This window comes from Vibrio sp. R11-SG3-ISO9 (assembly GCF_059834255.1).
Genome location: NZ_JCBDGU010000012.1, coordinates 117,275 through 143,476, shown reverse-complemented (window position 1 = coordinate 143,476; position 26,202 = coordinate 117,275). Strand labels below are relative to the sequence as shown.

General features: G+C 46.4%; 28 protein-coding genes. 8 read left to right on the top strand and 20 right to left on the bottom strand.

Annotation, left to right across the window (positions count from 1 at the left end; genetic code table 11):
• The 9 genes from tuf to fkpA all read right to left on the bottom strand — a co-directional run.
• Positions 1-1,173, bottom strand: a 1,173-nt coding sequence (tuf, locus tag AC6R05_RS05090; RefSeq protein WP_500646738.1) for an elongation factor Tu, incomplete at its 3' end; no start/stop codon positions are given.
• 148 nt (positions 1,174-1,321) lie between these two features.
• Positions 1,322-3,418, bottom strand: coding sequence for an elongation factor G (gene fusA, locus AC6R05_RS05085; protein ID WP_032550048.1), 2,097 nt, complete (start codon positions 3,416-3,418; stop codon positions 1,322-1,324).
• Positions 3,419-3,568: 150 nt separating this feature from the next.
• Positions 3,569-4,039 carry a 30S ribosomal protein S7 gene (gene rpsG, locus AC6R05_RS05080; protein ID WP_004737195.1) on the bottom strand — a complete coding sequence of 157 codons (471 nt, stop codon included), beginning with the start codon at positions 4,037-4,039 and terminating at the stop codon, positions 3,569-3,571.
• A gap of 97 nt (positions 4,040-4,136) precedes the next feature.
• Positions 4,137-4,511 carry a 30S ribosomal protein S12 gene (gene rpsL, locus AC6R05_RS05075; protein WP_004399892.1) on the bottom strand — a complete coding sequence of 125 codons (375 nt, stop codon included), beginning with the start codon at positions 4,509-4,511 and terminating at the stop codon, positions 4,137-4,139.
• Positions 4,512-4,692: 181 nt separating this feature from the next.
• Entirely contained in the window at positions 4,693-4,968 is a 276-nt protein-coding gene (tusB, locus tag AC6R05_RS05070) for a sulfurtransferase complex subunit TusB (protein WP_500646737.1), read from the bottom strand.
• 9 nt (positions 4,969-4,977) lie between these two features.
• A complete protein-coding gene (gene tusC, locus AC6R05_RS05065; protein ID WP_500646736.1) occupies positions 4,978-5,334 on the bottom strand; it encodes a sulfurtransferase complex subunit TusC in 357 nt (118 codons plus the stop codon).
• Complete coding sequence (tusD, locus tag AC6R05_RS05060) at positions 5,331-5,729, bottom strand: sulfurtransferase complex subunit TusD (protein ID WP_500646735.1); 399 nt, start codon at positions 5,727-5,729, stop codon at positions 5,331-5,333. The genes tusC and tusD overlap by 4 nt, the downstream gene beginning before the upstream one ends.
• Complete coding sequence (locus AC6R05_RS05055; protein ID WP_032550043.1) at positions 5,726-6,448, bottom strand: helix-turn-helix transcriptional regulator; 723 nt, start codon at positions 6,446-6,448, stop codon at positions 5,726-5,728. The genes tusD and AC6R05_RS05055 overlap by 4 nt, the downstream gene beginning before the upstream one ends.
• A gap of 182 nt (positions 6,449-6,630) precedes the next feature.
• Positions 6,631-7,407, bottom strand: a complete 777-nt coding sequence (gene fkpA / locus AC6R05_RS05050; protein ID WP_150869368.1) for an FKBP-type peptidyl-prolyl cis-trans isomerase — start codon at positions 7,405-7,407, stop codon at positions 6,631-6,633.
• Positions 7,408-7,538: 131 nt separating this feature from the next.
• Here fkpA and AC6R05_RS05045 point away from each other — a divergent pair, with 131 nt between their 5' ends.
• Together AC6R05_RS05045 and AC6R05_RS05040 are read left to right on the top strand one after the other, a co-directional pair.
• Positions 7,539-8,516, top strand: a complete 978-nt coding sequence (locus tag AC6R05_RS05045; RefSeq protein ID WP_150893272.1) for a WD40 repeat domain-containing protein — start codon at positions 7,539-7,541, stop codon at positions 8,514-8,516.
• A gap of 5 nt (positions 8,517-8,521) precedes the next feature.
• Positions 8,522-8,749 (top strand): SlyX family protein, encoded by a 228-nt coding sequence (locus AC6R05_RS05040; RefSeq protein WP_032550040.1) that lies wholly within the window; start codon positions 8,522-8,524, stop codon positions 8,747-8,749.
• A 110-nt stretch (positions 8,750-8,859) separates the two neighbouring features.
• On the opposite strand, the gene AC6R05_RS05035 is transcribed toward AC6R05_RS05040, so the two are convergent.
• The 5 genes from AC6R05_RS05035 to kefG all read right to left on the bottom strand — a co-directional run bounded on the left by AC6R05_RS05035 (position 8,860) and on the right by kefG (position 13,351).
• Entirely contained in the window at positions 8,860-9,825 is a 966-nt protein-coding gene (locus AC6R05_RS05035; protein WP_500646734.1) for an isoaspartyl peptidase/L-asparaginase family protein, read from the bottom strand.
• Positions 9,826-10,034: 209 nt separating this feature from the next.
• A complete protein-coding gene (gene slyD, locus AC6R05_RS05030) occupies positions 10,035-10,601 on the bottom strand; it encodes a peptidylprolyl isomerase (RefSeq protein ID WP_032550038.1) in 567 nt (188 codons plus the stop codon).
• A 94-nt stretch (positions 10,602-10,695) separates the two neighbouring features.
• A complete protein-coding gene (locus AC6R05_RS05025) occupies positions 10,696-10,896 on the bottom strand; it encodes a YheV family putative zinc ribbon protein (RefSeq protein ID WP_032550037.1) in 201 nt (66 codons plus the stop codon).
• Positions 10,897-10,967: 71 nt separating this feature from the next.
• The gene (kefB, locus tag AC6R05_RS05020) at positions 10,968-12,764 is read right to left on the bottom strand and encodes a glutathione-regulated potassium-efflux system protein KefB (RefSeq protein WP_150893268.1); all 1,797 of its coding nucleotides are present in this window, start codon (positions 12,762-12,764) and stop codon (positions 10,968-10,970) included.
• Complete coding sequence (gene kefG, locus AC6R05_RS05015; protein ID WP_239841896.1) at positions 12,764-13,351, bottom strand: glutathione-regulated potassium-efflux system ancillary protein KefG; 588 nt, start codon at positions 13,349-13,351, stop codon at positions 12,764-12,766. The genes kefB and kefG overlap by 1 nt, the downstream gene beginning before the upstream one ends.
• A 170-nt stretch (positions 13,352-13,521) precedes the next feature.
• Here kefG and AC6R05_RS05010 point away from each other — a divergent pair, with 170 nt between their 5' ends.
• From AC6R05_RS05010 to crp, 6 genes are all read left to right on the top strand, one after another.
• On the top strand, positions 13,522-15,444 hold the full coding sequence (locus AC6R05_RS05010; protein ID WP_500646733.1) for an ABC transporter ATP-binding protein: 1,923 nt from the start codon (positions 13,522-13,524) through the stop codon (positions 15,442-15,444).
• Complete coding sequence (locus tag AC6R05_RS05005; protein ID WP_500646732.1) at positions 15,441-15,929, top strand: TIGR02444 family protein; 489 nt, start codon at positions 15,441-15,443, stop codon at positions 15,927-15,929. Before AC6R05_RS05010 ends, AC6R05_RS05005 begins: the two co-directional genes overlap by 4 nt.
• 154 nt (positions 15,930-16,083) lie before the next feature.
• Entirely contained in the window at positions 16,084-17,061 is a 978-nt protein-coding gene (locus AC6R05_RS05000) for a hydrolase (RefSeq protein ID WP_152469373.1), read from the top strand.
• An 89-nt stretch (positions 17,062-17,150) separates the two neighbouring features.
• Positions 17,151-17,363: a YheU family protein gene (locus tag AC6R05_RS04995; RefSeq protein ID WP_500646731.1), complete on the top strand. Its 213-nt coding sequence runs from the start codon at positions 17,151-17,153 to the stop codon at positions 17,361-17,363.
• Positions 17,364-17,440: 77 nt separating this feature from the next.
• Positions 17,441-18,310, top strand: coding sequence for a phosphoribulokinase (locus AC6R05_RS04990; RefSeq protein WP_032550028.1), 870 nt, complete (start codon positions 17,441-17,443; stop codon positions 18,308-18,310).
• 241 nt (positions 18,311-18,551) lie between these two features.
• Positions 18,552-19,184: a cAMP-activated global transcriptional regulator CRP gene (gene crp, locus AC6R05_RS04985; RefSeq protein ID WP_004410522.1), complete on the top strand. Its 633-nt coding sequence runs from the start codon at positions 18,552-18,554 to the stop codon at positions 19,182-19,184.
• 180 nt (positions 19,185-19,364) lie between these two features.
• Here crp and AC6R05_RS04980 read toward each other — a convergent pair whose 3' ends face one another.
• The 6 genes from AC6R05_RS04980 to AC6R05_RS04955 all read right to left on the bottom strand — a co-directional run bounded on the left by AC6R05_RS04980 (position 19,365) and on the right by AC6R05_RS04955 (position 26,185).
• On the bottom strand, positions 19,365-20,156 hold the full coding sequence (locus tag AC6R05_RS04980; RefSeq protein WP_500646730.1) for a DUF1338 domain-containing protein: 792 nt from the start codon (positions 20,154-20,156) through the stop codon (positions 19,365-19,367).
• Positions 20,157-20,363: 207 nt separating this feature from the next.
• Positions 20,364-21,821 (bottom strand): succinylglutamate-semialdehyde dehydrogenase, encoded by a 1,458-nt coding sequence (astD, locus tag AC6R05_RS04975; protein ID WP_500646729.1) that lies wholly within the window; start codon positions 21,819-21,821, stop codon positions 20,364-20,366.
• Positions 21,822-21,853: 32 nt separating this feature from the next.
• Positions 21,854-22,873, bottom strand: a complete 1,020-nt coding sequence (astA, locus tag AC6R05_RS04970; RefSeq protein WP_152469571.1) for an arginine N-succinyltransferase — start codon at positions 22,871-22,873, stop codon at positions 21,854-21,856.
• A 109-nt stretch (positions 22,874-22,982) separates the two neighbouring features.
• Positions 22,983-24,194, bottom strand: a complete 1,212-nt coding sequence (locus tag AC6R05_RS04965) for an aspartate aminotransferase family protein (RefSeq protein WP_500646728.1) — start codon at positions 24,192-24,194, stop codon at positions 22,983-22,985.
• A 380-nt stretch (positions 24,195-24,574) separates the two neighbouring features.
• Entirely contained in the window at positions 24,575-25,153 is a 579-nt protein-coding gene (locus AC6R05_RS04960) for an aminodeoxychorismate/anthranilate synthase component II (RefSeq protein ID WP_408693503.1), read from the bottom strand.
• Between the two features lie 147 nt (positions 25,154-25,300).
• Complete coding sequence (locus AC6R05_RS04955) at positions 25,301-26,185, bottom strand: endonuclease I family protein (protein WP_285466529.1); 885 nt, start codon at positions 26,183-26,185, stop codon at positions 25,301-25,303.
• Positions 26,186-26,202 lie beyond the last annotated feature (17 nt).

Here is a 26,202-nt window from a genome sequence, read left to right as displayed (position 1 = left end):
TTTAGCTACAACACCAGCACCTACAGTACGGCCACCTTCACGGATAGCGAAACGTAGACCTTCGTCCATTGCGATTGGAGCGATTAGCTCAACAGTCATTTGAACGTTGTCACCTGGCATTACCATTTCTACGCCTTCTGGTAGAGTGATGTCGCCTGTTACGTCAGTTGTACGGAAGTAGAACTGTGGACGGTAACCTTTGAAGAAAGGAGTGTGACGGCCGCCTTCGTCTTTAGAAAGTACGTATACTTCAGACTCAAACTTAGTGTGTGGGTTGATTGACTTAGGAGCAGCTAGTACTTGACCACGCTCAACTTCGTCACGCTTAGTACCACGTAGAAGTGCACCAACGTTCTCACCAGCACGACCTTCGTCTAGAAGCTTACGGAACATTTCAACACCAGTACATGTAGTTACTGTTGTTTCTTTGATACCAACGATTTCTACTTCATCACCTACAGTTAGGATACCGCGCTCGATACGACCAGTTACAACTGTACCACGACCTTGGATCGAGAATACGTCTTCGATTGGTAGTAGGAACGGTTGGTCTACTGCACGCTCTGGCTCTGGGATGTAAGTATCTAGAGCTTCAGCTAGCTCAACGATCTTGTCTTCCCATTCCTTCTCGCCGTTTAGTGCGCCAAGAGCAGAACCTTGGATTACTGGTAGGTCATCACCTGGGAATTCGTACTCAGAAAGAAGTTCACGAACTTCCATTTCTACTAGCTCAAGTAGCTCTTCGTCATCAACCATGTCACATTTGTTCATGAATACGATGATGTAAGGGATACCAACTTGACGACCAAGTAGGATGTGCTCACGAGTTTGAGGCATTGGGCCATCAGTCGCAGCAACAACTAGGATACCACCGTCCATTTGTGCAGCACCAGTGATCATGTTTTTAACATAATCCGCGTGTCCTGGACAGTCTACGTGTGCGTAGTGACGAGTTGGAGTGTCGTACTCAACGTGAGAAGTTGCGATTGTGATACCGCGCTCACGCTCTTCTGGAGCGTTATCGATAGATGCGAAGTCTTTCGCTTCACCACCGTACACTTTAGAAAGTGTAGTACAGATAGCAGCAGTTAGAGTTGTTTTACCGTGGTCAACGTGGCCGATAGTACCAACGTTTACGTGCGGTTTCGTACGTTCAAATTTTTCTTTAGACACGATCGTGTTCCTTCCTAGTTATGATTCGCCACGACCATTATTGGTCGAGACGCGCCAGAAATTGCTATTTTATGCGCCAACTCTCGTTAGCGCAATATTTGGACGCATTAGATCTTTCAAAAAAATGAAAAAAATGCAGCCCTATTGTTTAACCACGCTCTGCAATGATTGCTTTTGCAACATTGTTAGGCACTTCAGCGTACTCACTAAACTCCATAGAGTAAGAAGCACGACCTTGTGTCGCAGAACGTAAATCAGTTGAGTAACCGAACATGACAGACAACGGAACTTGTGCACGAATTATCTTCAGGCCAGCTGTACCCTCGTCCATACCTTCGATGATGCCGCGACGACGGTTAATATCGCCAACAACGTCACCCATCCAGTCTTCTGGAGTAGTTACTTCAACTTTCATCATAGGCTCAAGCAGAACTGGTTGCGCTTCAAGTGCACCTGTTCTGAAAGCCATAGAGGCAGCGATTGTAAACGCCATCTCACTTGAATCTGTTTCATGGTAAGAACCATCGTATAGTGTAGCTTTGATATCCAGAACTGGATAGCCAGCAAGTACACCATTGTTCATCTGCTCTTCAACGCCTTTAGCTACTGAAGCGATAAACTCTTTAGGTACCGTACCATCGGCAATTTCATCCACGAAGACAAAGCCTTCGCCAACTTCTGATGGTTCCAGTTTCAGCCAAACATGACCGTATTGACCTTTACCACCGTGTTCACGGATAAATTTACCTTCCGCTTTCGCTGTACCACGAATTGTTTCACGATAAGCCACTTGCGGGTTACCAACGTTGCAGTTCACGCTAAATTCACGCTTCATACGGTCAACGATGATATCTAAGTGTAGTTCACCCATACCAGAAATCAGTGTCTGGCCAGTTTCGTCGTCCATATCGACGCGGAACGATGGGTCTTCTGCTGCTAGCTTAGCTAGAGCAATTGTCATTTTATCTTGATCAGCTTGTGAGCTTGGCTCTACAACGATCTGGATAACTGGATCTGGGAACTCCATACGCTCAAGAACAATCTTATGGTTCTGGTCACATAGCGTTTCACCAGTGGTCACATCTTTTAGACCGATAATAGCGGCGATGTCACCTGCTCGTACTTCTTTTACTTCTTCACGCTTGTTTGAGTGCATCTGAACGATACGCCCCAAACGCTCACGCTGCTGCTTCACTGAGTTATAAGCCGTTTTACCGCTTTCAACTACACCAGAGTAAACACGGATGAAAGTTAGAGTACCAACGAATGGGTCGGTTGCGATCTTAAATGCAAGTGCAGAGAACGGTTCGTTGTCATCTGCGTGACGTTCTGCTTCATTCTCGTCTTCATCGATACCTTTGATTGCAGGTACATCAACTGGAGAAGGAAGGAAGTCAACCACTGCATCAAGAACAGCTTGTACACCTTTGTTTTTGAATGCACTACCACAAGTTGCTAGTACGATTTCATTGTTAAGGGTACGAGTACGAAGACCTTGTTTAATCTCTTCTTCTGATAGCTCACCTTCTTCAAGGTATTTGTCCATCAATTCTTCAGAGGCTTCAGCTGCAGCTTCAACAAGTTCTGTACGGTATTCTTCAGCCATTTCTTGCATGTCTGCAGGAATGTCTTCGTATGTGAACGTCATGCCTTGGTCAGCTTCGTTCCAGTTGATTGCCTTCATCTTGATAAGGTCGACAACACCTTGGAAGTTTTCTTCAGCACCAATGTTCAATTGAATTGGAACAGGTGTCGCGCCTAGGCGATCCTTGATCTGATCAATTACACGCAAGAAGTCTGCGCCTGTACGGTCCATTTTGTTAACGAAAACCATACGTGGAACTTGGTACTTGTCAGCTTGACGCCATACTGTCTCTGATTGAGGTTCAACACCAGATGAACCACAGAACACAACAACTGCACCATCAAGTACACGCAGAGAACGTTCTACTTCAATCGTGAAGTCAACGTGTCCAGGGGTGTCGATGATGTTGATACGGTGATCTGGGAATTGCGCTTCCATACCACGCCAAAACGTAGTGGTTGCTGCTGAAGTGATTGTGATACCACGTTCTTGCTCTTGCTCCATCCAGTCCATGGTTGCTGCACCATCGTGAACTTCGCCGATTTTGTGAGAAAGACCGGTATAGAACAGAATACGTTCACTTGTGGTTGTTTTACCTGCATCTACGTGAGCAACAATACCGATATTACGGTAGCGCTCAATAGGAGTTTTACGAGCCACGGTTGAATCCTCTTTACTTAGAGACTTAGGGACTATTGCTATACCCAGAGTAGTTGCTAAAAAGCATCCCTCTAGAAATAGCAATAGTTCCTAGCATACGCATAGGAACTAAAGAAGTGCTGCAAGGAACCTTGCAGCACTGAAAAGGTATTACCAACGGTAATGAGCGAACGCTTTGTTTGCGTCAGCCATGCGGTGAACGTCTTCACGTTTCTTAACCGCAGTACCTTTGTTCTCAGACGCGTCTAGCATTTCAGCTGCTAGGCGTTGAGCCATAGATTTTTCACCACGCTTACGCGCAGCTTCAACTACCCAACGCATAGCAAGTGCGTTACGGCGAACCGGACGTACTTCTACAGGTACTTGGTAAGTTGAACCACCTACACGGCGAGATTTAACCTCTACCGCTGGGCGAACATTTTCAAGAGCTTCTTCAAATACAGCTAAGTGATCTTTACCAGATTTCTCAGCCATTGCATCTAGTGCAGTGTAAACGATTTTTTCTGCAGTAGATTTCTTACCGTCAACCATTAGGATGTTAACGAATTTTGCCAGCAGTTCAGATTTGAACTTTGGATCTGGAAGGATCTTACGCTGACCGATGACGCGACGACGTGGCATGGATTTTCTCCGTTGTCTTCTTCAGGTTATCCAAAACTTTTCAGTTTCTTCAAAAATTAAAATTAATTTAGTGTTTGGCCTTACTTAACGGATACCATTAAGATTTTGGACGCTTAACACCGTACTTAGAACGACCTTGCTTACGGTCGTTAACGCCAGCACAGTCTAGTGCGCCGCGAACTGTGTGGTAACGTACACCCGGAAGGTCTTTTACACGACCGCCACGGATTAGAACAACACTGTGCTCTTGAAGGTTGTGACCTTCACCACCGATGTACGAAGTTACTTCGAAACCGTTAGTTAGACGTACACGACATACTTTACGTAGTGCCGAGTTAGGTTTTTTAGGTGTAGTAGTGTAAACACGAGTACATACACCACGTTTTTGTGGACACGCTTCTAGTGCAGGCACGTTGCTTTTAACAACTTGCTTTGCACGAGGCTTACGTACCAACTGGTTAATAGTTGCCATTAACTAGCTCCTGAAATTTACTTGAAAGTAAGCTTTGTGAAAAATCTATCCCTAACTACACGTGGCAATTAGGGACGCAAAATTCTATTCAGCAGTGGGATGTGTGTCAAGAAATATACAGATCTTTTTTAGCCATCTAGAGCTAAGGATGCTCTATTTGGTCGATAAAAGTGGTAAAGGGTTACCAAGTGATGGATTGCTGGTGCTGTTCAGTGAGTGTAACGAAGCCCAAGTAATCCACTTTTGTTAATGATTTCGACACGAGGTTTTGCAAACCACGGCTGTTGAGATCTGGCTCGAGCACTGACACTTCTTCGATATTCATTAGCTGCTGCGCAAGCTCATGGCTTGGCAATGCTGCGTAAACCGCATCTTCCGTTAACAGTAAGTGTTCACTCGGCTGGCGATAGGCAAGCGCGAGATTAAGCTTTTCGATTGTCTTAATGATGTGCAGCATGTTAAACCTTTAAAATGTGAGTATCTGGTCGCATTGAGCAAACTGCTGCGCCATAGCACTTGGTGCCAGTACTTGAGTATCAATAACCAGCTGTTCACTCGCTAGTCCAAAGCGCTGTAAGCTTCGCTCACACACGTAAACCTGCTCGATATCGTAAAGCTCCATCAGCTTAAATGCCGCTATATAATCGCGAGACAAAGACTCGCCTGGCTGCTGTTGCTCTAGCAGTTGTGTTACGCCATTGCCGACGAAGAACACCGAAATCTCCTCGGTGTAAGCGGAAGCCGCTAGAAGTGCATCTAAGCCTTCTCTGCCCGATGCTGTACTATGAGGAAAGCTGTTAAATACGTACCCTAACTTTTTCAAAACTGCACTACCCTATCTTGAGTCAACATCGCCTCAGCAAGACTGCCTAGCCCTGCTTGCTCAAAACCACCCGCCAAGTTGTGATTTTCAAGCTGATGTTGATCCGCTTCATCTTCACTGACAACGCCTCGACGCAGCGCCGCTGCAACGCAGGTTTCCAAGCGAACTTCATGTTGTGATGCAAGCTTTTGCCACGCCCCAGCAAGATCAAATTCATCGTTAGCTGGCACGGTCAGCGCGGAACCATTACTCACCCCATCTTGATAAAAGAAGACACTCTTCAGTTGGTGTCCTCTCTCAATCAAAGCAAGCGCAAACTGGTAGGCATTTTTCGCGGATTGGGAGCCATAGATTGGCCCATTAACTAACAGGGTATACGTTAGGTTTGAACTCAACTCTCATCATCCTCTGTTTTACGCTGACGGATATACAAGTAAACCGTATGTTTTGAGATATTTAGGCGCTCTGCAACGCGGTTAATCGCATCTTTAATATCAAAGATACCTTTGTCGTAAAGTTCCATCACGATCTGACGGTTCTTAGTGTTGTTCGATACCGACTTATCAGCATTGATCTCTTCGATGGTGCGCTCTACGGTTTGGTCTACCAGTTCTTCAACATCACTCGCGAAGTTCACTGAAGACGCCGCTTCATCCGCATCTTGCGTTGGCATGAAAGATTGCAGCACTTGTGAGAATGGGGCATCAAGGTTTACGTTGATACAAAGCAGGCCGATAACGCGGTCATCACCATTACGGATCGCTACCGTAATCGACTTCATCAATACGCCGCCTTTTGCGCGTGTAAAGTACGAACGAGAGAAGTTACGCTTAGAGCCTTCAATATCTTTCAGCATCTTCAGCGCTAAATCGGTGATTGGAGAACCCACCTGACGTCCGGTATTCTCGCCGTTGGCAATCTTGATCGCAGAGGTATTGAGATCCTCTAGCGAGTGCAAAACGATTTCACAAAACGGACCAATAAGACTTGCGATGCCATCAACAACGGCTTCATAAGATCTCAGAATGATTTTATCGTGTTCACTGAATGGCATGACATTGACTGATTCCATTTCAAGTAACACATCCGCATTGACTGTTTCTGTAGTAGTCACTTAATTCCTTACCTTCGTGTGAAAAATCAACAAATTTATGTAAGTTTATCAGAAATTTTTAATTGCACACCTAGCTAACATTGCAACTAGTGATTTAGAACAAGTTAAAAAACCAATTACTCAAAATAACAGCATAAAAAAAGGCCTAACTGAGTTAGGCCTTAGAACACTTCGCGAAACGATTATTGTGCAGCTGTTTCTTCTGCGTTATCAATCTTCAGTAGCTCAACTTCAAATACAAGCGTTGAGTTTGCTGGGATTGTTGGTGTGTCTTGCTCACCGTACGCTAGCTCTGGCGGGATAACGAACTTGTACTTAGAGCCCACTTGCATTAGCTGTACGCCTTCCGTCCAACCTGGAATTACGCGGTTTAGTGGGAATGTTGCTGGTTCGCCACGATCGTAAGAGCTATCAAACTGAGTACCGTCAGTTAGTGTGCCTTTGTAATGTACTTGTACAGTGTCAGTATCTTTTGGAGACTCACCTTCCGCTGCTGTCATTACTTGGTATAGTAGGCCAGAGTCAGTTTTTTGAACGCCTTCTGTTTTCTCAAACTCAGCACGGTAGTCTTCACCCGCTTTCTTAGTTGCTGCTGATTTCTCTGCAGCTTGAGCTTGCATTGTTTCTGCTACACGCTGATCAAGAGCTTCTAGTGCCGCGCGCGTCTCGTCTTCGTTTAGTGCAGTGTTACCTGCGAATACATCTTCGATACCTTTCAGTACCATCTCTTTATCTAGGTTGATGCCTAGTTCGCTTGGCTTATCAATGCTTGTGCTTAGGTAGTTTGCAAATGAAACACCGATTGCGTAAGCCGCTTTGTCGTCTTCTGTTTTAAAGTTTACTGCTTCAACTTTCACTTCTTCGACTTGAGGAGCTTCTGCCTTTGGTTCTTCTTTCTGACAACCAACTGCTAGCATAACCGTCGCGGCAAGCAGTGATACTTTTAAAACTGATTTCATTGAATACTCCAATTAATGGCCAAGCCATTGGTTATTGTGCACAAATCTAATGATTAGATTGGTGTGAATACGTTAGTTATAACAATATACTAGTTCTATGTCTTCTGACACAAACCGGATTGTTAGACGTGATGCGAATATTTTTTCACTCATTACTATATGCAATTGTCATCACTCTGTTAAATGGATGTTTTTTCTTCCAAGAGGATGATCAACGTTGGGATATCGAACCCAGCGGTGCCACCAGCTTTGCGTTAAGCAGAGACGGTCGCTTTGCCCTGCTCTATTCCCAACAGAAACATTTGCTACTGTGGGATCTCGCAGAGAATCAAGAACTCGCCCAACTTGGAGAACAAGATCAAGAAAGCTCTCCTGTTACACGAATCAAAATCTCTGACAATGGTCGCTATGCGGTGACAGCCAGTCAGATGAACTTTGCCGTTTGGGACCTAACTTGGACGCAAGCCGAAGGACTTTGGTCGATCTCTGACGGATTGATCCGCGATGTCGACATCTCCAGTAACGGCGAGAAAGTCCTACTCGGGTTATCAAACGGTAAAGCCATCTACGTGGACTTAGTCACTGGTCGCCGCTTAGAGTTCCTTGCTCACCGAGAAAAAGTCAATTCAGTGTCGCTCTCGTCCAATGGCCGCTATGCGCTTTCAGGTGGCAACGACTACAAAGCCTACCTTTGGGATACAGAAACAGGGCTGGTTTTACGTACCTTCGAGCACGAACAGCGCGTTGTACGAGTCGTACTCCAGCGGGATGGTGAGCTGGCTTTTACCTCCGATGGTGGAAACCAAGCCATAGTTTGGGATCTTGAAACGGGTGAGCCACAAGCGGAGCTACAAAGCTGGTCGCGCCAACTGATCTTCTCAACCGCTCGCTTCTCTGATGATGGTCTGCAACTCGTAACGGGTACACCATCAAGCCAGGTTAGTATTTGGGATACACAGACCGGCAAGCGCATCGCTCGCTACGAAGCGGAGCCGTTAAAAGATGCTCGCCCTCCTCGTGCGGTAGTGTATGATGCAGCCTTTGATAATCAGAGCCGTGTAATATCGGGAACATCAGCGGGCATCGCCCAAGCTTGGAACGTGGATTAAGAACGATGACAGAGAAGCTAGTTGAACAACTAGAGAGCCGAGTGAATGACCTTGAGTGTCAACTGGCTTTCCAAGAGCAGACCATTGAAGAACTCAATGAAGCACTGAGCCAACAACAATTGCTGATCACTAAGATGCAAGACCAAATGAAATATGTTGTCGGTAAGGTTAAGAATATCGACGGCTCAAATCTGGCTGACGCATCAGAAGAGACGCCACCGCCACACTACTGATATTCAGATATCGGCAGTGAGAGTTTCTGTGAATGCAAAAAGGGTGGCCATGAGTCACCCTTTTTGTTTTATATAAATCAGTTAATGCTCAACCCTGCCGATAAGTCCGTTTAATCATCGGCGTAGATTTTCACTTCTACGGTACCATCTACATCAACACTCGCACGATACATACCTGAGCTGTTCATGCCGAAGTGAATCTCACCTTGGTTATCAATGGCGATTAAGCCGCCTTCTCCGCCCATCTCTTTCAATTCACCCTGAATGATATGTTCACAAGCTGTATGCACGTCTTCTTTCAAGTAACGCATACGCGCCGCCACATCACTGGCAACCATCTTACGCAGAAAGAACTCACCCATCCCTGTCGTAGAAACGGCAACATTGCCATTCTCAGCAATGGTCCCTGCACCTATGATTGGTGAATCACCAACACGACCGTACTTCTTGTTCGTTACGCCACCGGTACTGGTCGCTGCAGCGAGGTTGCCCGATTGGTCTAATGCGACAGCACCTACCGTGCCGTACTTTTTATCATCTGGGTATTTGCCGGCTTGCTGTTCATCGTATTTCGCCTCAGACAACGCGAAGATACCTTTCTCTTTCATCGACTGTAGTTGGTCATAACGGCGCTCGGTGAAGAAGTAATCTTGCTCGGTAAAGGTATAGTCATGTTCAAAGGCAAACTTCTCTGCCCCTTCACCAATCAGTAATACGTGATCGCTCTTCAACATCACATCACGAGCCAGCTCGATCGGGTTTTTAATATGACGCACTCCAGCAATGGCACCGGCATTCATCTCTTTACCATGCATCACTGATGCATCCATCTCGACGAATTCATCATGAGTCAAAACCGAGCCTTTACCCGCATTGAAGTGTGGGCTGTCCTCCATCACTTTAACAGCGGCCACAACCGCATCCAGTGCATCACCACCCGACTTTAGAATTTGATGCCCTGCCAATACGGACTTTTCTAAGGCTTCAACGATGCCAGTTTTGAGCTCATCACTCATCTGTTCTCGTAAAATCGTCCCAGCGCCACCATGTATCGCGATAGAAAAAGGGTGTGACATAGATGCTCTCCATTTGCCTGTCTTGGTCTTTTGCTTACCAATACCATATTCATCAGGCTGTGTCTGGTAAAGGCGAATAATTTAGGTCAGCCAGCTCGAAGAGTCTGTCTCAAAAGTAACGACGTAAACCCGCATCGACAACGCCCATACAGCAGATACAAAAAAGCCTCCACGAGGGAGGCTTTCTATATTCAGCTTGGGTTCACTAATTAGTGAGAACCACAGCCGCCGCCACCGCAGCAGCCTTCTTTTTTCTCTTCACCGTGGTCGTGACCTTCGCCACCACAGCAGCCGCCTTCATGGTCGTGACCTGCTTGGTGAATGTGACCGTGTTGAATCTCTTCTTCAGTCGCTTCACGAACGGCTACAACTTCAACGTCGAACGTTAGAGTTTGGCCAGCTAGCATGTGGTTGCCGTCTACAACAACTTCGTCGCCGTCAACTTCAGTCACTTCTACTGGGATTGGGCCTTGGTCTGTGTCAGCTAGGAAACGCATACCAACTTCAATCTGCTCAACACCTTGGAATACGTCTGCTGGTACACGTTGAACAAGTGCATCGTTGTGCTCGCCATATGCTTCTTCAGGTGCAACTGTTGCAGAGAATTTGTCGCCTGCAACTTTACCTTCAAGCTCTTTTTCAAGACCTGTGATTAGGTTGTTATGACCGTGAAGGTAATCTAGTGGAGCTTCTGCAGTTGATTGGTCAACTACTACGCCATCTTCAAGTTTCACTTGATATGCAACACTAACTACTACGTTCTTTTCAATTTTCATGAGAGCTCCAAGGAGGTTTGGACTAAGCTCCAACAATTGAGCTTAGGAAAAATTCTGTACCGGGATATTATGGGGATCAATTAACGAAACTCAATCATTCCGGCTTAAAAATACCGATCATTTCTTGATTTGCGTGTTCAGATTTCTCTACAGTTTTCGGTTTACGTTGCTCTGTAAAGTCACAATCAACACACTCAACCAGCTCAATATTGTTCTCTACCCACCAGCGCAAAGTATCTTGAGAGTTGCAGCTTGGGCAGCTAGCGCCAGCAATAAAGCGTTTTTTCTGTTTCACGTTATCTATCCTTTACAACTTGGATGCATGCCATTTAACTATGGCTGTTATCTTATAATTTTATCGGCAGCTTACTGCCAGTAGTTTCGAGATTGATGATCATTTTCCATCTCATGCCCAAAAATCTCTTCCAACTCTTTGCGAGCCTCTTTGGCCCTTTGTGCTAATTCAGCATCTTCACTGTGCTGAGGAAGCAGGTCTTTTAGCATGGCGTTATCGAGCTTGCGGAAATGCGCCTCAGCACGTTTCGCTTTGTATGGGTGCATGCCGAGTTCAGTCAGGGCTTGTCTACCCAAGTCTAACGCCCCTAAGAAGGTTTCACGAGAGTAGTTGGTCACACCGTGATTCAATAGTTGGTACGCTTCAACACGACTTCGAGCACGTGCCAAGATTTTAAGGCGCGGGAAGTGTTGGCGACACAAATCGACGGTTTTCATAATTTCGTCTGGAGAGTCAGTACAAAGAATAATAGCTTCGGCTTTGTCGGCGCCCGCGGCACGCAAAAGTTCTAAATGCGTCGAGTCGCCGTAAAACACTTTATAACCAAACTTACGCAAGATATGGATTTGACTCGCGTCGCTCTCAAGAATGGTGATACGAATCTTATTGGCATACATCAAGCGCCCAATGATCTGACCGAAGCGACCAAAGCCCGCAATGATCACACGCGGGCTACGATCCACTACGTCAGAAGACATCGCATTCTCACTGATTTGATTCAACTGACGTGCAAAGAACTTGTCTTGCAATTTAAGCATCAATGGCGTGGTGACCATCGATAGACTCACAACTACCAGTAGGAACGAGACTTGCTCCATACTCAGGATTCCTTGAGCGCTTGCTGCCGTGAAGATAACGAAAGCAAACTCACCTCCTTGGCTTAAGATCATCGCCATACGGCTGCGCGCCTTCGCTTGGGTGCCAAAAATACGAGCCAGTGCATAAAGTACAAGACCTTTCATCACAACCAGTGCAGATACCGCCATCAAGATTGCAAATGGACTTTCGGCAAGCAAGCCTAGGTTTACCGCCATGCCCACAGAGATGAAGAACAGACCTAAGAGCAGCCCTTTAAACGGTTCAATCGCAATCTCTAGCTCGTGGCGGTATTCACTCTCAGCCAGTAGAACGCCCGCTAAGAAAGTACCGAGAGCCATCGATAGTCCAATCTGCTGCATGATAACCGCAATACCGATCACCAACAGTAGCGCAGCAACCGTAAACAGTTCACGCACACCACTCAATACCACATAGCGAAACAGAGGACGAAGTAAGAAGTGACCGCCGACCAACAAGCCGACCACCCCAGCAAGCATCCAAAGCATATCTGCCCAACTACCACCAGTATTACCGGCAAGCAGTGGCAACATCGCCAACATCGGAATCACCGCGATATCTTGGAATAGTAAAACAGCAAAGCCCGACTGACCGGCTTCTTTACCACTCAATTCACGCTCTTCAATAACACGCAGCGCAATCGCGGTTGATGAGAGCGCCAAGCCCATACCTATGACCAAACTGGTTTGCCAGCTCAGCCCAAAGAGACACGCTACGCCCGTGATCAGCAGTGTTGTAATAACCACCTGTGCGCCACCGAGGCCTAATATAGGCCCTCGCATAGTCCAGAGTTTTTTGGGGTTAAGTTCAAGACCAATGAGAAAGAGCAGCAGCACCACCCCGAATTCGGAAAAATGGAGAATCGCTTCGACGTCACTAATTAACCCAAGTCCCCAAGGGCCAATCGCCACGCCCGCCAAGAGGTAACCAAGTACAGAGCCTAGTCCAGCACGCTGAGCAATCGGCACCGCGACGACGGCAGCCGATAGAAAAATCACACTGCTTTGGAGGAATTCATTAGTTAATGCCATTACTGCGCCTCCCTGTGCTGCTCTTCAAGAAGTTGCAATGGTTCTCTTAACCAATTTCGGTACGACTCGGCGTGCTGGTAACGGGTCATATCTGATACATTTCGAGCCCAGTGCAGGACCAAAGGCTCTAGCCAGTGCATTTGACACAGGGCTGCCGTCAGCTCAAAGGGTTGCAAGATCTCTTGTAGTGGATATTTATTATAGCCCGAAGCACCAAACGCCTCCTCTTTACCACCTGTCGTGATCACACTGCGCCAGTACTTACCTTTCAATGCACTCTGCTCACCAAACGCAAAACCTTTACCCAGTACGCGATCAAACCACTCTTTGAGTAGCGCTGGGCAAGAGTACATAAACAGAGGGTGTTGGAAGACGATGATGTCATGTTCAAGAAGCAGTTCATGCTCAAACGGAACATCTATAAAGAAGTCCGGGTAAGCCGCATAGAGATCATGAATTTTAACATGACCAAGCGACTCTATTTTTTTCAGCATCACTTGATTAGCAATAGAGGTTTGAGGCTCTGGGTGAGCAAAAATCACCAAGACCTTGGGTACTGTGTTATTTGTAGATAACAAATCACTCATTCCTTTGAAACATTCCTTACAGGGCAAACGGTGGCAATGCCAAGAAAATTCTAACAAAAGTTATTAATATGTTATTGGCATCATAACCCAATTTGCATTGTGATCGACTTTTATCTGGTTTCCGCCTACTATGCAGGCGTCTGTTCACCTCTTAATTCTTTGCGATTTCTATGATTACTTTCTCGGATATTCAACTACTGCGCGGCGGTAAACCTCTGCTTGACCAAGCATCTGCGACTCTACACCCTGGCGACAAGGTGGGTTTAGTTGGTAAAAACGGTTGTGGTAAGTCCACACTGTTCGCTCTTATCAAAGACGAACTATCGATTGATGCAGGGTCATTCAGCAAACCAGCACACTGGGAGCTGGCATGGGTAGCTCAAGAAACGCCAGCGCTCGAGAGAACCGCAATTGAATATGTGATTGACGGTGATCGTGAATATCGTGGTCTAGAAGAACAACTGCTGAAAGCAGAACAAGCGGATAACGGTACACTGGTGGCCGAGATTCACGGCAAGATCGAAACTATTGGCGGCTACAGCATCAAAGCAAGAGCGGCTGAACTACTGGACGGCTTAGGCTTTAGCCAAGACCAGATGAGTTGGAACCTGACTCAGTTTTCTGGTGGTTGGCGTATGCGTCTGAACTTAGCGCAGGCCCTTTTATGTCGTAGTGACCTACTACTACTCGATGAACCGACCAACCACTTGGACTTAGATGCCGTAATGTGGCTAGAACGTTGGCTACAAACCTACCCTGGCACACTTATCCTAATTTCGCACGATAGGGACTTCCTAGACCCTATCGTCAATCGCATCGTTCACGTTGAGAACCAAAAGCTTAATGAGTACACGGGTAACTACTCATCGTTCGAGAATCAGCGCGCTCAGAAGTTAGTGCTGCAACAAGCAATGTACCAGAAGCAACAAAAGCAGATGGCGCACATGCAGAGCTACATCGACCGCTTCCGCTACAAAGCATCAAAAGCACGCCAAGCACAAAGCCGTATCAAGGCGCTCGAAAAGATGGAGCAAGTATTACCGGCTCAATTCGATAACCCATTCAGTTTCGAATTTAGAGAGCCTGACGCACTGCCAAACCCTATCTTGATGATGGATGAAGTATCAGCAGGCTACGGCGATAATCTGATCCTCGAGAAGATCCGCTTGAACCTTGTTCCGGGGAGCCGCATTGGTCTACTCGGTCGCAACGGTGCGGGTAAATCGACGTTGATCAAGCTGCTTTCTGGTGAGCTGAAGCAACAAGCCGGTGAGCTGAGCTACTCGCAAGGTGTCAAGATTGGCTACTTCGCACAGCATCAATTAGAAACCTTGCACCCGGAAGAGACGCCACTGCAACATATGATGCAGATTGCGCCAAAGCATACTGAGCAACAACTGCGTGATTACCTAGGTAGCTTTGGTTTCCAAGGAGATAAAGCGCTAGATAAGGTCGCACCTTTCTCTGGTGGCGAAAAAGCACGTCTCGTACTGGCTCTGCTGGTTTGGCAAAAGCCGAATCTATTGCTACTCGATGAACCAACCAACCACCTAGATTTGGACATGCGCCAAGCACTCACCATGGCGTTGCAAACCTTCGAGGGTGCAATGGTGATTGTATCGCACGATAGATACCTGCTGCGTGCAACAACCGATGATTTATACCTAGTGCATGACCGTCAGGTCGCGCCTTTCGACGGTGATCTAAACGACTATTACAAATGGCTCACTGACCAGCAAAAAATCGAGCGTAAAGAGGCACAGGCGCAAGCACCAGCTAAAGATGGCACCAACAGTGCTGCAGCCAAAAAAGAGCAGAAACGCCGTGAGGCAGAATTCAGAAAACTAACGGCTCCGCTGCGCAAAAAACTGACCCTGTTCGAGAAACAAATGGATAAGTTCACAGCGGATCTAGAGGAAGCTGAACAGCAATTGTCTGACACTTCGCTGTATGAAGCCGAAAATAAAGCTAAACTTAACCAAGTACTCGCACTACAAGCCACTAGTAAGTCTCAACTTGAAGAGGTTGAAATGGAGTGGATGTCTGTTCAAGAAGAGCTTGAGCAGATGGAACAGGATATGGAAAATTTATGAGTTCAGAGCATGCACCGACAACGCTGACGCTAGAGAGACTTTGGCAATTTAGCCTTAGTTATTACAGTGCTCGCGGCGTTAAAGATGCATGCCTGACTCTGCAGAACCAATATCATGGTAACGTAAACCTACTGCTGCTCCTCAAATGGTTAGACGAGCAGCAACTGGCTTTCGAAGAGACCGAGTGGCACCACATACAGCAATGTTTAAGTCGCTCGGAATCACTACTACTCAGCTACCGTGAATTGCGTAAACATCTCAAGCCTCAGGTGGTCGACTCATTGTATCGTGAAGCGCTGCAGTTTGAACTTCAACTCGAAAAACAGCAACAGTCAGATCTGGTTGACTGTATCAATCGTCTTCCCCTGACAACAAGCACAGATACACCGCTGGTGTTGCAGTACTGCCGTTTACTCTCTGCCGAATCGCTGTATGAGTTCTTTTCAGAACCACTATCCCCTCAAGAACAAACAGCAACCAACTGAACATCTCTATAGTCACTTACGTTTCAATGCATTAGCTACGTCAATTCTTGGTCAACACTCATCACTCACCACTTGCACACAGCGTCAAGATCGACCAAGCTCAAAGAGAAACGCGAGTGATATCTCAGCCCCAGAGAATGATGGAACCTCTACTATGACAATTTTTACCGCTGCGACAGGCCTATCTAACCCCCACCTTCAGACTTTGGTCCCTAGGTTTATTCGTAAGCAGGCGCTGTTCCACCCTCACTGGCAAACACTTGAAACGCCTGATCATGATTTTCTCGATTTAGCGTGGAGCGAAGACCCAAACAACGAAGGTCTCGATCGTAAACCAATCTTCGTGCTATTTCATGGCCTTGAGGGCAGCTTTGAAAGCCCCTATGCCAACGGTCTTATGAACGCTTTTGCCGAAGATGGATGGTTATCAGTAATGATGCATTTTCGTGGCTGCAGCGGTAAACCCAATCGCCTAGCTCGCGCGTATCACTCCGGTGAAGTAGAAGATGCACGCTTTTTCTTAAGAAACCTGCATGCTCAGTTCCCTAATAATCCTAAGGTAGCCGTCGGTATCTCTTTAGGCGGTAACATGTTGGCTAACTATCTGGCTGAATACGCTGATGACCCTTTGTTGTCTGCGGCAACTATTGTTTCAGCACCATTTGATCTTGCCAGTTGCTCGAGTCGAATCGAAAAAGGGTTCTCTAAGGTCTACAAGAAGTACTTGTTGAACTCACTTAAATCCAACGCGCTTAAGAAAGAGAAGTTGCTTTCAGAAAAATTAGGCATCACTGCAGACACGATCAAGAAGATCGAGAAGCTGTATGAGTTCGATGATTTGATCACGGCGCCTCTGCATGGCTTTAAGAATGCGCAAGATTACTACGCGCAATGCTCCGCATTACCAAAGCTTAATCGCATTAAGCTTCCTACGCAGATCATTCATGCCAAAGACGATCCTTTCATGACCGATGATGTGATTCCGAAATTCATTCTGCCGGATAACATAGATTACCGACTGTTCCAGAAGGGTGGACACGTTGGCTTCATTACTGGTAGCACCTTCAACCCTAAGTTTTGGTTGGAAGAGGCACTGCCTGCCTACTATGAAAGTATTCAGGATTCGGCATAATAGCGCCACATTGAACTCGGTATTCAAACACTGAGCCAAACGTTAGTCACCTTTAAACATACCCGTGAACATAAAAGAGAGATGTATTTATGATCATTCCATGGCAAGACATCGCCCCTGAAACTCTAGAAAACCTCATCAAGGAGTTCGTGCTCAGAGAAGGTACCGATTACGGCGATGTTGAGATCTCACTGCAATCAAAAATCGACCAAGTAAAACAGCAGCTGAAATCAGGAGAAGCGAGCATTGTTTTTTCTGAACTGCACGAAACTGTCGATATCCAACTCACTAAACGCTTCTAGGCTGCCATAAAAAAATAGCCGTGTTATAGTGGAAAACGATTGCTAACAAGTAAGTTATTCTAACGACAAGGGTTGTCATGTCCGCTAAACATCCAATTATTGCGGTTACAGGTTCTTCAGGAGCCGGTACCACCACTACCTCAGAAGCCTTCCGAAAAATGTTCAACATGATGGATGTGAAGGCGGCTTGGGTTGAAGGCGATAGTTTCCACCGCTTTACTCGTCCAGAAATGGATGTCGAGATCCGAAAGGCTAGAGAGCAAGGCAAGCACATCAGTTACTTTGGCCCACAAGCCAACGACTTTGGTGCGCTTGAAGAGTTCTTCCGTCAGTATGGTAACGAGGGGACTGGGCAAGTCAGACGCTACCTGCACACCTTTGATGAGGCGGTGCCTTACAATCAAATGCCGGGCACTTTTACCCCATGGCAAGAGATTCCAGAAAACTCTGATGTGATGTTTTACGAAGGCTTACATGGTGGGGTTGTTGATGGTGATGTGAACGTATCGCAACACGTTGACCTGCTGATTGGCATGGTACCCATCGTCAACCTAGAGTGGATTCAAAAATTCGTCCGAGATACACGTGATCGCGGACATTCACGTGAAGCGGTAATGGACTCTATTGTTCGTTCAATGGATGACTATCTCAACTACATTACCCCACAGTTTTCACGTACCCATATCAATTTTCAGCGAGTACCGACCGTTGATACCTCTAACCCACTTAATGCAAAGGGCATCCCTAGCCTTGACGAAAGTTTCGTAGTTATTCGTTTGCGTGGTATCAAAAACGTCGATTTCCCGTACTTACTCGCTATGATTGATGGCTCATTTATGTCTCGTCACAATACACTTGTTGTGCCAGGCGGGAAAATGAGCTTTGCTATGGAGCTCATCGTAAGACCAATCTTACAACAGCTCATTGAAACGGGAAAAATTGGCTAACGGAACAGCATTCCGGTTGATTACTTTTCATACCGTGATCATGTGCACAATTTTGCGTAAAAAATCGTAGCTTGGTCACGATTAAAATCAAGAAATAGTGACTGAAAAAGGATACTATTCTTAACCGAAACACAAGATAGCTTGCAGCACAGAACAAGTGCTCTTATCCTAAGAAGTCAAATTCAGGCTTAGCTAAAATATGGAAAGCGGCAAGCATACCCTGCAGAGGAAGTGAGATATTATGGTTCTAGGTAAACCTCAAACCGATCCAACATTAGAGTGGTTCCTTTCACACTGTCATATTCATAAGTACCCTTCAAAGAGTACTCTGATTCACGCTGGTGAAAAGGCAGAGACCCTGTACTACATCGTTAAGGGTTCTGTGGCAGTTCTTATCAAAGACGAAGAAGGTAAGGAAATGATTCTTTCTTACCTAAACCAAGGCGACTTTATCGGCGAACTTGGTCTATTCGAAGAAGACCAAGAGCGTACTGCATGGGTTCGTGCAAAATCTCCTTGTGAAGTTGCAGAGATTTCTTTCAAGAAATTCCGTCAACTTATCCAAGTGAACCCAGACATCCTGATGCGTCTTTCTGCGCAAATGGCTAGCCGTCTTCAAGTAACCAGCCAAAAAGTTGGTGACTTAGCGTTCCTTGACGTTACTGGTCGTATCGCACAAACGCTACTAAACCTAGCGAAACAGCCTGATGCGATGACTCACCCAGACGGCATGCAAATCAAGATCACTCGTCAAGAGATCGGTCAGATTGTTGGCTGTTCACGTGAGACTGTAGGTCGTATCTTGAAGATGCTAGAAGAGCAAAACCTAATTTCTGCTCACGGTAAAACTATCGTTGTTTACGGTACTCGTTAATCTCGATTAACCGAGCAAAAATTCAAAAGCCACCAAATGCGAATTTGGTGGCTTTTTCTTTATCGATAGAAGATACGAGATACGAGATACGAATGGAGCACATGAGGCTCTCGCCTTGTAAACACTATCGAAGCTAAGCGTCCCCGAATCTCTAGGACAGCCCAGCGCTCGTACCTTTCGTTACCCGTTAGTACTTTCGAAGATCTTGTCGGCCGATGCTGCAACAAAACCTGTGTAAAGCTCGCCATTGGCCATTGGGTAGCGCTTAGCAAACTCATAGAAGCCGCCTGGAACTAATTCCGCACCCTTTGAGAACTCAACCTTCACTTTGTCCGCCATTGTTGAAGATTGCTCCAACAGAACCTCTGGAGAGCCTTTCACTTGGCCACCAACACTGTTGATTGTAAAGCCAGACTCACTCAGGTGATCATTCACAGCTTGCACTTCGGCAAACTCATTTAGCTGATTCACACTCACGGTAAAGTGGTTAGCACCGTAACCATGCGCGGCCAACCAAGACGCGTATTCGCTCTCTGTCGCCAATTGTTTGTAATCTTGGAAATCCAAGTCCCAAAGACGACCTCCATATAGGAAGTCCTGCCCTTCTAACTTGCTTGCATCCACTTGCGCAACCAACTTAGCAACGATCGCTTGTAGCTCTGCAGAACACTCTTCCACTTTCAGTTCACTAATGAACACTTTTGGTTGCGTTGGATCTGGGTGTTCAAAGTGCTTAGCCACGAGTTTCTTGCTTTCAAACAGGTAGTCACCACACGCTTTGTAACCAAGTGCTAAGAAAGGTTTAGCAAGCGTATCAATCCCCAAAGGCGCAACATTAAACGTACGCAGCGCGATGTGATCATTGATAAGGTCTTCCTCTTCTTTCAACAGCTGATGTACCTTCTCAGCAGATGGGCAGAGGCGTTCGATGTAGTCATCCCATAGGGATTTGAACAGTAGATCGGGTGTCATGGTGACTCCTTGTCGGATTCTAGCAAGCTAGAGAGTTGGATTAGAAAGAGTGTGGCTGCGACGAGGCGTCAGCAGCCATCAGCTTGTGACATACTTATTTTATAATTATATCTCGCAAGGTCAGACGCCTTGCGAGTAATCCAAAGGAGGCCAAACTTCCCTGCCTCCAATTGATGGTTTACGTTGTTAGTGGTGATTAATTGCTTTCTACAATTCGATACCCGGGCTAAAGGTCGCTGGAAGTTGCGTTTCAGCGCCTTCCATCGATGCCATTGGGTATGCACAGTAGTCCGCTGCGTAGTAAGCACTCGGGCGTAGGTTGCCTGAAGCACCTGGGCCACCAAATGGTGCGTCACCACTTGCGCCTGTTAGCTGACGGTTACGGTTAACAATACCTGCACGGATGTGATCAACGAAGTACTCCCACTCAGAGTCGTCTGTTGATACAAGACCTGCAGACAAACCAAAACGTGTATCGTTCGCCAATTCAACCGCTTGCTCCAGTGACTCATAACGAACAACCTGCAGCAGTGGGCCGAAGTACTCTTCGTCTGGCAGCTCTGCAATATTGGTTGCATCGATGATGCCCGGAGTAACGAATGCAGCTTCACCAGCTTTCGCTTCAACAAGGCTTACACCACCTAAAGATTGCAGGTTTGCTTGCGCATCTAGAATAAACTTAGCCGCTGCTTCTGAAATTTGTGGCCCCATGAAAGGAGCTGGCTCAGCGAAAGGCTGGTCTACACGAATCTTCTTGGTTGCTGCTACTAGGCTATCGAGCAGCTGATCACCCTTCTCGCCCACTGGAACATACAGACGACGCGCACAAGTACAACGTTGACCCGCACTGATAAAGGCTGATTGGATAATGGTGTATACCGTAGCATCGACATCACCAAAGTGCTCGCTGATTACCATAGGGTTGTTACCGCCCATTTCTAGTGCCAGCATCTTACCCGGTTGACCCGCAAACTGACGGTGCAGTATATGACCCGTGTTAGCACTACCCGTAAATAGCACACCATCTAGGCCTTTAGCATCTGCTAGAGCAATACCTGTCTCTTTAGCGCCTTGAACAAGGTTAATGACACCAGCAGGTAGGCCAGCTTCTTGCCAAAGCTTCATCGCGAACTCACCTGTCCACGGTGTCTGCTCCGATGGTTTAAATACAATCGTATTGCCCGATAGCAACGCAGGAACGATGTGACCATTAGGCAGGTGACCCGGGAAGTTGTAAGGTCCAAATACTGCCATTACACCTAGAGGGCGATGACGCAGAACGATCTGGTTACCTGCCGCTTCACGTGATGATTCACCAGTACGGTCGTGATATGCACGAATTGAGATAGCAATCTTACCCGCCATCGCACCCGCTTCAGTGCGAGTTTCCCAGATTGGTTTACCCGTTTCTTTAGCGATGATTTGTGCGATCTCTTCGCTGTTCTCTTTCACTTTTTCCGCAAACTTAAGCACAATCGCTTCACGCTCAGCAAAGCTAAGTTTCTTCCAAGTTAGGAACGCTTCGCGCGCCGCAGCTACCGCTGATTCAACTTGAGCTGGTGTCGCACTGTCGCCTTTCCACACTACTTGGTTGTCGTATGGGCTAACTGATGTCATCGCTTCGCCTTGACCGGCTACCCATTGCCCTGCAATCCACTGAGTCATACTTCTATCCTTCTTTGACTAACCATCGAGCTCTATTGAGCCAACATACGAACAAAATCGCCTTCTTGAACTTCCAACGCCTCGGCCACGTTCGGCGCAAGGATTACTTTACCGCTAGCTTGGTCATAAGCACCTTTAGCAGCGACCGCGCGGAAGTTTTCAAATGAGGTGTTACCAATCAGGTAATCTTGGGAGCTTGCATGCTCACTGATTTCAACCTGAGCACGAATTGAATGGCGCACCGATTCGATATTACGCAAATCACACTCAACCGTAGGGCCTGCATCGAAGATGTCGACGTAACCACGGTTAGTAAAGCCTTCACGCTCAAGCAGTTTCAATGCTGGGCGTGTTTTCTCGTGTACTTGACCAATCACATCTTGTGCTTCTTGACTCAACAGGTTGATGTAAATTGGTAGCTTAGGCATCAGATCAGCAATGAAGCCTTTCTTACCAATACCCGTTAGATAATCCGCCAATGTAAAGTCGATTGAGAAAAAGTGCTCTTGAAGCCACTGCCAGAATGGTGAGTTACCATCATCATCAGATACACCGCGCATTTCCGCAAAAATAGTCTCAGAGAAGCGCTCTGGGTGTTCAGCCATAAGTAGGAAACGACACTTAGACATCAAGCGGCCGTTTAATCCTTTACGGAAGTCAGGGCGTAAGAACAGCGTACAAATTTCGCTGCAACCTGTGTAGTTATTACCAAAAGTCAGTAGCTTAACAACGTTATTTACTTTAAGTCGTTGTGAAGAGTGCACCACTTTGCTGATGTGGTAAGAGTAAAAAGGCACATCCCAGCCAATCGAAGCTTCAATGCCTGTCGTGCCAGCAACTTCGCCCGTTTCAACGTCAAAACCGACCATTAGGTATCCTTCGTCACCCGGTTCAGTTACGTTTTCTTTAGCAAAGCTGTATTCAGAGTGTGTAATTCGATTGGTTAACAGTTCTTCGTTAACCGGAAGAGATGTGAATCCATGTCCTGACTCGACCGCACAAGTGTGTAGCGCATCGTAATCAGATAATTTAATTGGGCGTACAACAAGCATCATTATTCCCTCCAGATGCAAAACAGGCCCAAAACATTAAGCTTGGGCCTTGAGCTGTGCGTCATGAGATCGCTCTTGTGGCGATCATTTCTATGACGCCGCTTGAGGCTTATACTAGCGAAGCAATTGCTTTATCTAGTTTTGCTAAGCCCTCTTCAATTTCTTCTTTAGTGATTACAAGTGATGGTGTAAAACGAACAACGTTTGCACCCGCAACCAACACCATTAGACCTTCTTTACCCGCAGCAACTAATACGTCGCGCGCACGGCCTTGCCATTCGTCATTCAGGGCTGCACCTAGTAGCAGACCTTTACCACGAACTTCACTAAAGATTTGATATTTTTCATTAATTTTCTCTAGGCCATCACGGAATAGCGCTTCACGCACCTTCACGCCTTCTAGAGTTTCAGGTTGGCTAACAACATCAACAACCGCTTCTGCAACTGCACATGCTAGTGGGTTACCACCGTAAGTTGAGCCATGAGTACCCACTTTCAGGTGTGGTGCTAGCTCATTAGTTGTTAGCATCGCACCGATTGGGAAACCACCACCAAGTGATTTTGCAGTGCTCAAGATATCCGGAGTCACACCTAAGCCTTGGTAAGCGTAGAAGTTACCCGTACGGCCGTTACCAGTTTGTACTTCATCAAAAATCAGCAGTGCATTGTGCTTATCACACAGTTCACGCACAGTGTTCACAAACTCTGATGTTGGAGAAATGATGCCGCCTTCACCTTGCAGAGGCTCCATCATGATGGCACAAGTACGATCAGAGATATGTGCTTCTAGTGCTTCGATATCGTTGTATGGAAGGTGAGTAACGTCGCCCGGTTTAGGACCAAAGCCGTCAGAGTATGCCGCTTGACCGCCAACAGTAACCGTAAAGAATGTACGACCGTGGAAACCTTGCTTAAACGCAATGATCTCAGATTTTTCTGGACCATGAACGTCTGCAGCCCAACGACGAGCTAGCTTCAGTGCCGCTTCGTTCGCTTCTGCACCTGAGTTTGCGAAGAATACTTTCTCTGCAAAACATACGTCTGTTAGCTTTTTAGCTAGGCGCAGTGCTGGCTCATTAGTCATTACGTTACTTAGGTGCCACAGCTTATTCGCTTGTTCAGTCACCGCTTCAACCATCGCTGGGTGACAGTGACCCAAACAGCTCACCGCAATACCACCAGCGAAGTCGATATACTCACGACCCTGCTGATCCCAAACGCGTGCCCCTTCCCCTTTTACTGGGATCATTTCCATAGGGTTGTAACAAGGCACCATGACCTCATCAAATAGACTACGTTCCACTTTATTTTCCACTGTCATCACACATTCCTTCTCGATACTGCAAGCTTCGCAAAATAAGCGTAATGGTTCATATCCGAGACAAAGGTATTTTGTCTCGCCATCATCCTGCTGCAGCATTATATTTACATTTAATTAACCTTTTCAATAGTAGATTATTCTTTCGCCACGCTAAACAGCCAGGCGAACGTTACTACCTATGACTATTTATGCATCAAGGTATCTATTTTATGAAGCTTTTTTTACTTATACACGCTTTAGGAAAGAAGAAATGCAGGTAAAACAGGCTCTGAGAGGGGATCGAGAGGAAATAACGCGAATAACTTTGCATAGGCAGAAAAAGCATTATTCACATCTATAAATGTTATAAAAAGTGATCGGTGTCAGAAGGATTCAAACACTCAGCGTGCTAGAAAATTAGCAAGCAGTTGGTGCCCTTGCTCTGTTTTAATCGATTCAGGGTGAAATTGTACTGCGTCGATCGGCAAAGTCTTATGTTGATAGCCCATGATTTCGTCCATACTGCCATCTTCAAACTCAGTCCAAGACGTCAGTTCAAAACAGTCCGGCAGAGTACCGTTCTTCACGACCAAGGAGTGGTAGCGAGTGACTGTTAGCGGATTGTTCAGTCCTTGAAAAACGCTCTTACCAGTATGACGAATTGGCGAGGTTTTTCCATGCATTACCTGTCTGGCTCTCACCACTTCACCACCGAACACTTGAGCAATAGCTTGGTGACCAAGACACACACCTAAGATAGGCAGCTTACCCGCGAAGTATTCAATCGCTGCAAGCGAAATACCCGCATCATCAGGTGTACATGGCCCTGGAGAGATCACAAGGTGATTGGGATTGAGCGCTTCTATACCGGCGATATCAATCTCATCATTGCGCACAACCTTGACCTCTGCACCCAACTCACAAAAGTATTGGTACAGGTTGTAGGTAAAAGAGTCGTAGTTGTCGATGATAAGTAACATACGTAAATCGTAACCATATTGAAGAGAACAATAGGATGTGTATTGTGCAGTAAGAGATTAGAAAGGCAAGTCTTTCCACTTATTTACTATTTAAATGAGCCCCATAAAGAAGAGGCGCACTAGGCGCCTCATATCATTTTTCTTAGATTACTTACAATCTTTCTCGAAGATGGTATCAACCCAATGAGGGTTATCTACGAATGGGTTACGGTTGCCCTGAATCTTTTGAATTTTGCTGTTGCGGTTGAATTCAAAGTGATCAACTGGGTCTTGCTCATTCCATTCCAGAAGTACACAAACGTTACCTAAAGCAGTGCCGTTATTGGTTACGCTTGGCACAAGTTCAAGGTCTGGGTTAGATACATCGCTGGTATCTTTGCCTTCATAGCGTGTTGCCATGTAGAACATCATACGAGCAACATCACCCTTCACTTCATCACGAGGCTCAAACGAATCGCCATCTTTTAAGTTACCCGCTTCTGGAGACTCTGAAGTTGGCGAACCACCATTGTCAAATTCTAGGTTGCCGCGCTCAGAGTTAATAGACGCATCTGTTGGGCGAAGGTGGTGAATGTCGGTGTATGCCGCAGCACGGCTATCATTGAACTCACCATTCGATTTAGGGTAACTGTGCTCACGGTTCCAAGCATCACCATCGTTATTGCCGCTGCTGGTAAATGTTTTCAACTGTGAGCGGCCGGTATACATCAGAATAACGTTACTGCTGTTGTCTGGGTCTTCATCAGTCGTAGCAAGAGCATCCCACACATCACCATAAGAAAGCTGTGTAATCCCCGTCGAGATGATGTTGTTCAGAGCTTCTTTCAGCTCATCACCTGTTTTGTTCAATGCGCTGTCGTAGTAGCCATCAGGGTTGTGCACTTCACCCGGTGGAACTGGTGGCTCAACAATCGTTGTTTGACAAGTTACCTTAGGTAGCGTGCCGACAACATGTGGATCATGTGCTTGTTCATATGCCGCATTAACACTGAATGCACACGGGATAAGTAAAGTCAGTAGTGTCTTTTTCATACTTTTAATTAGGGGCG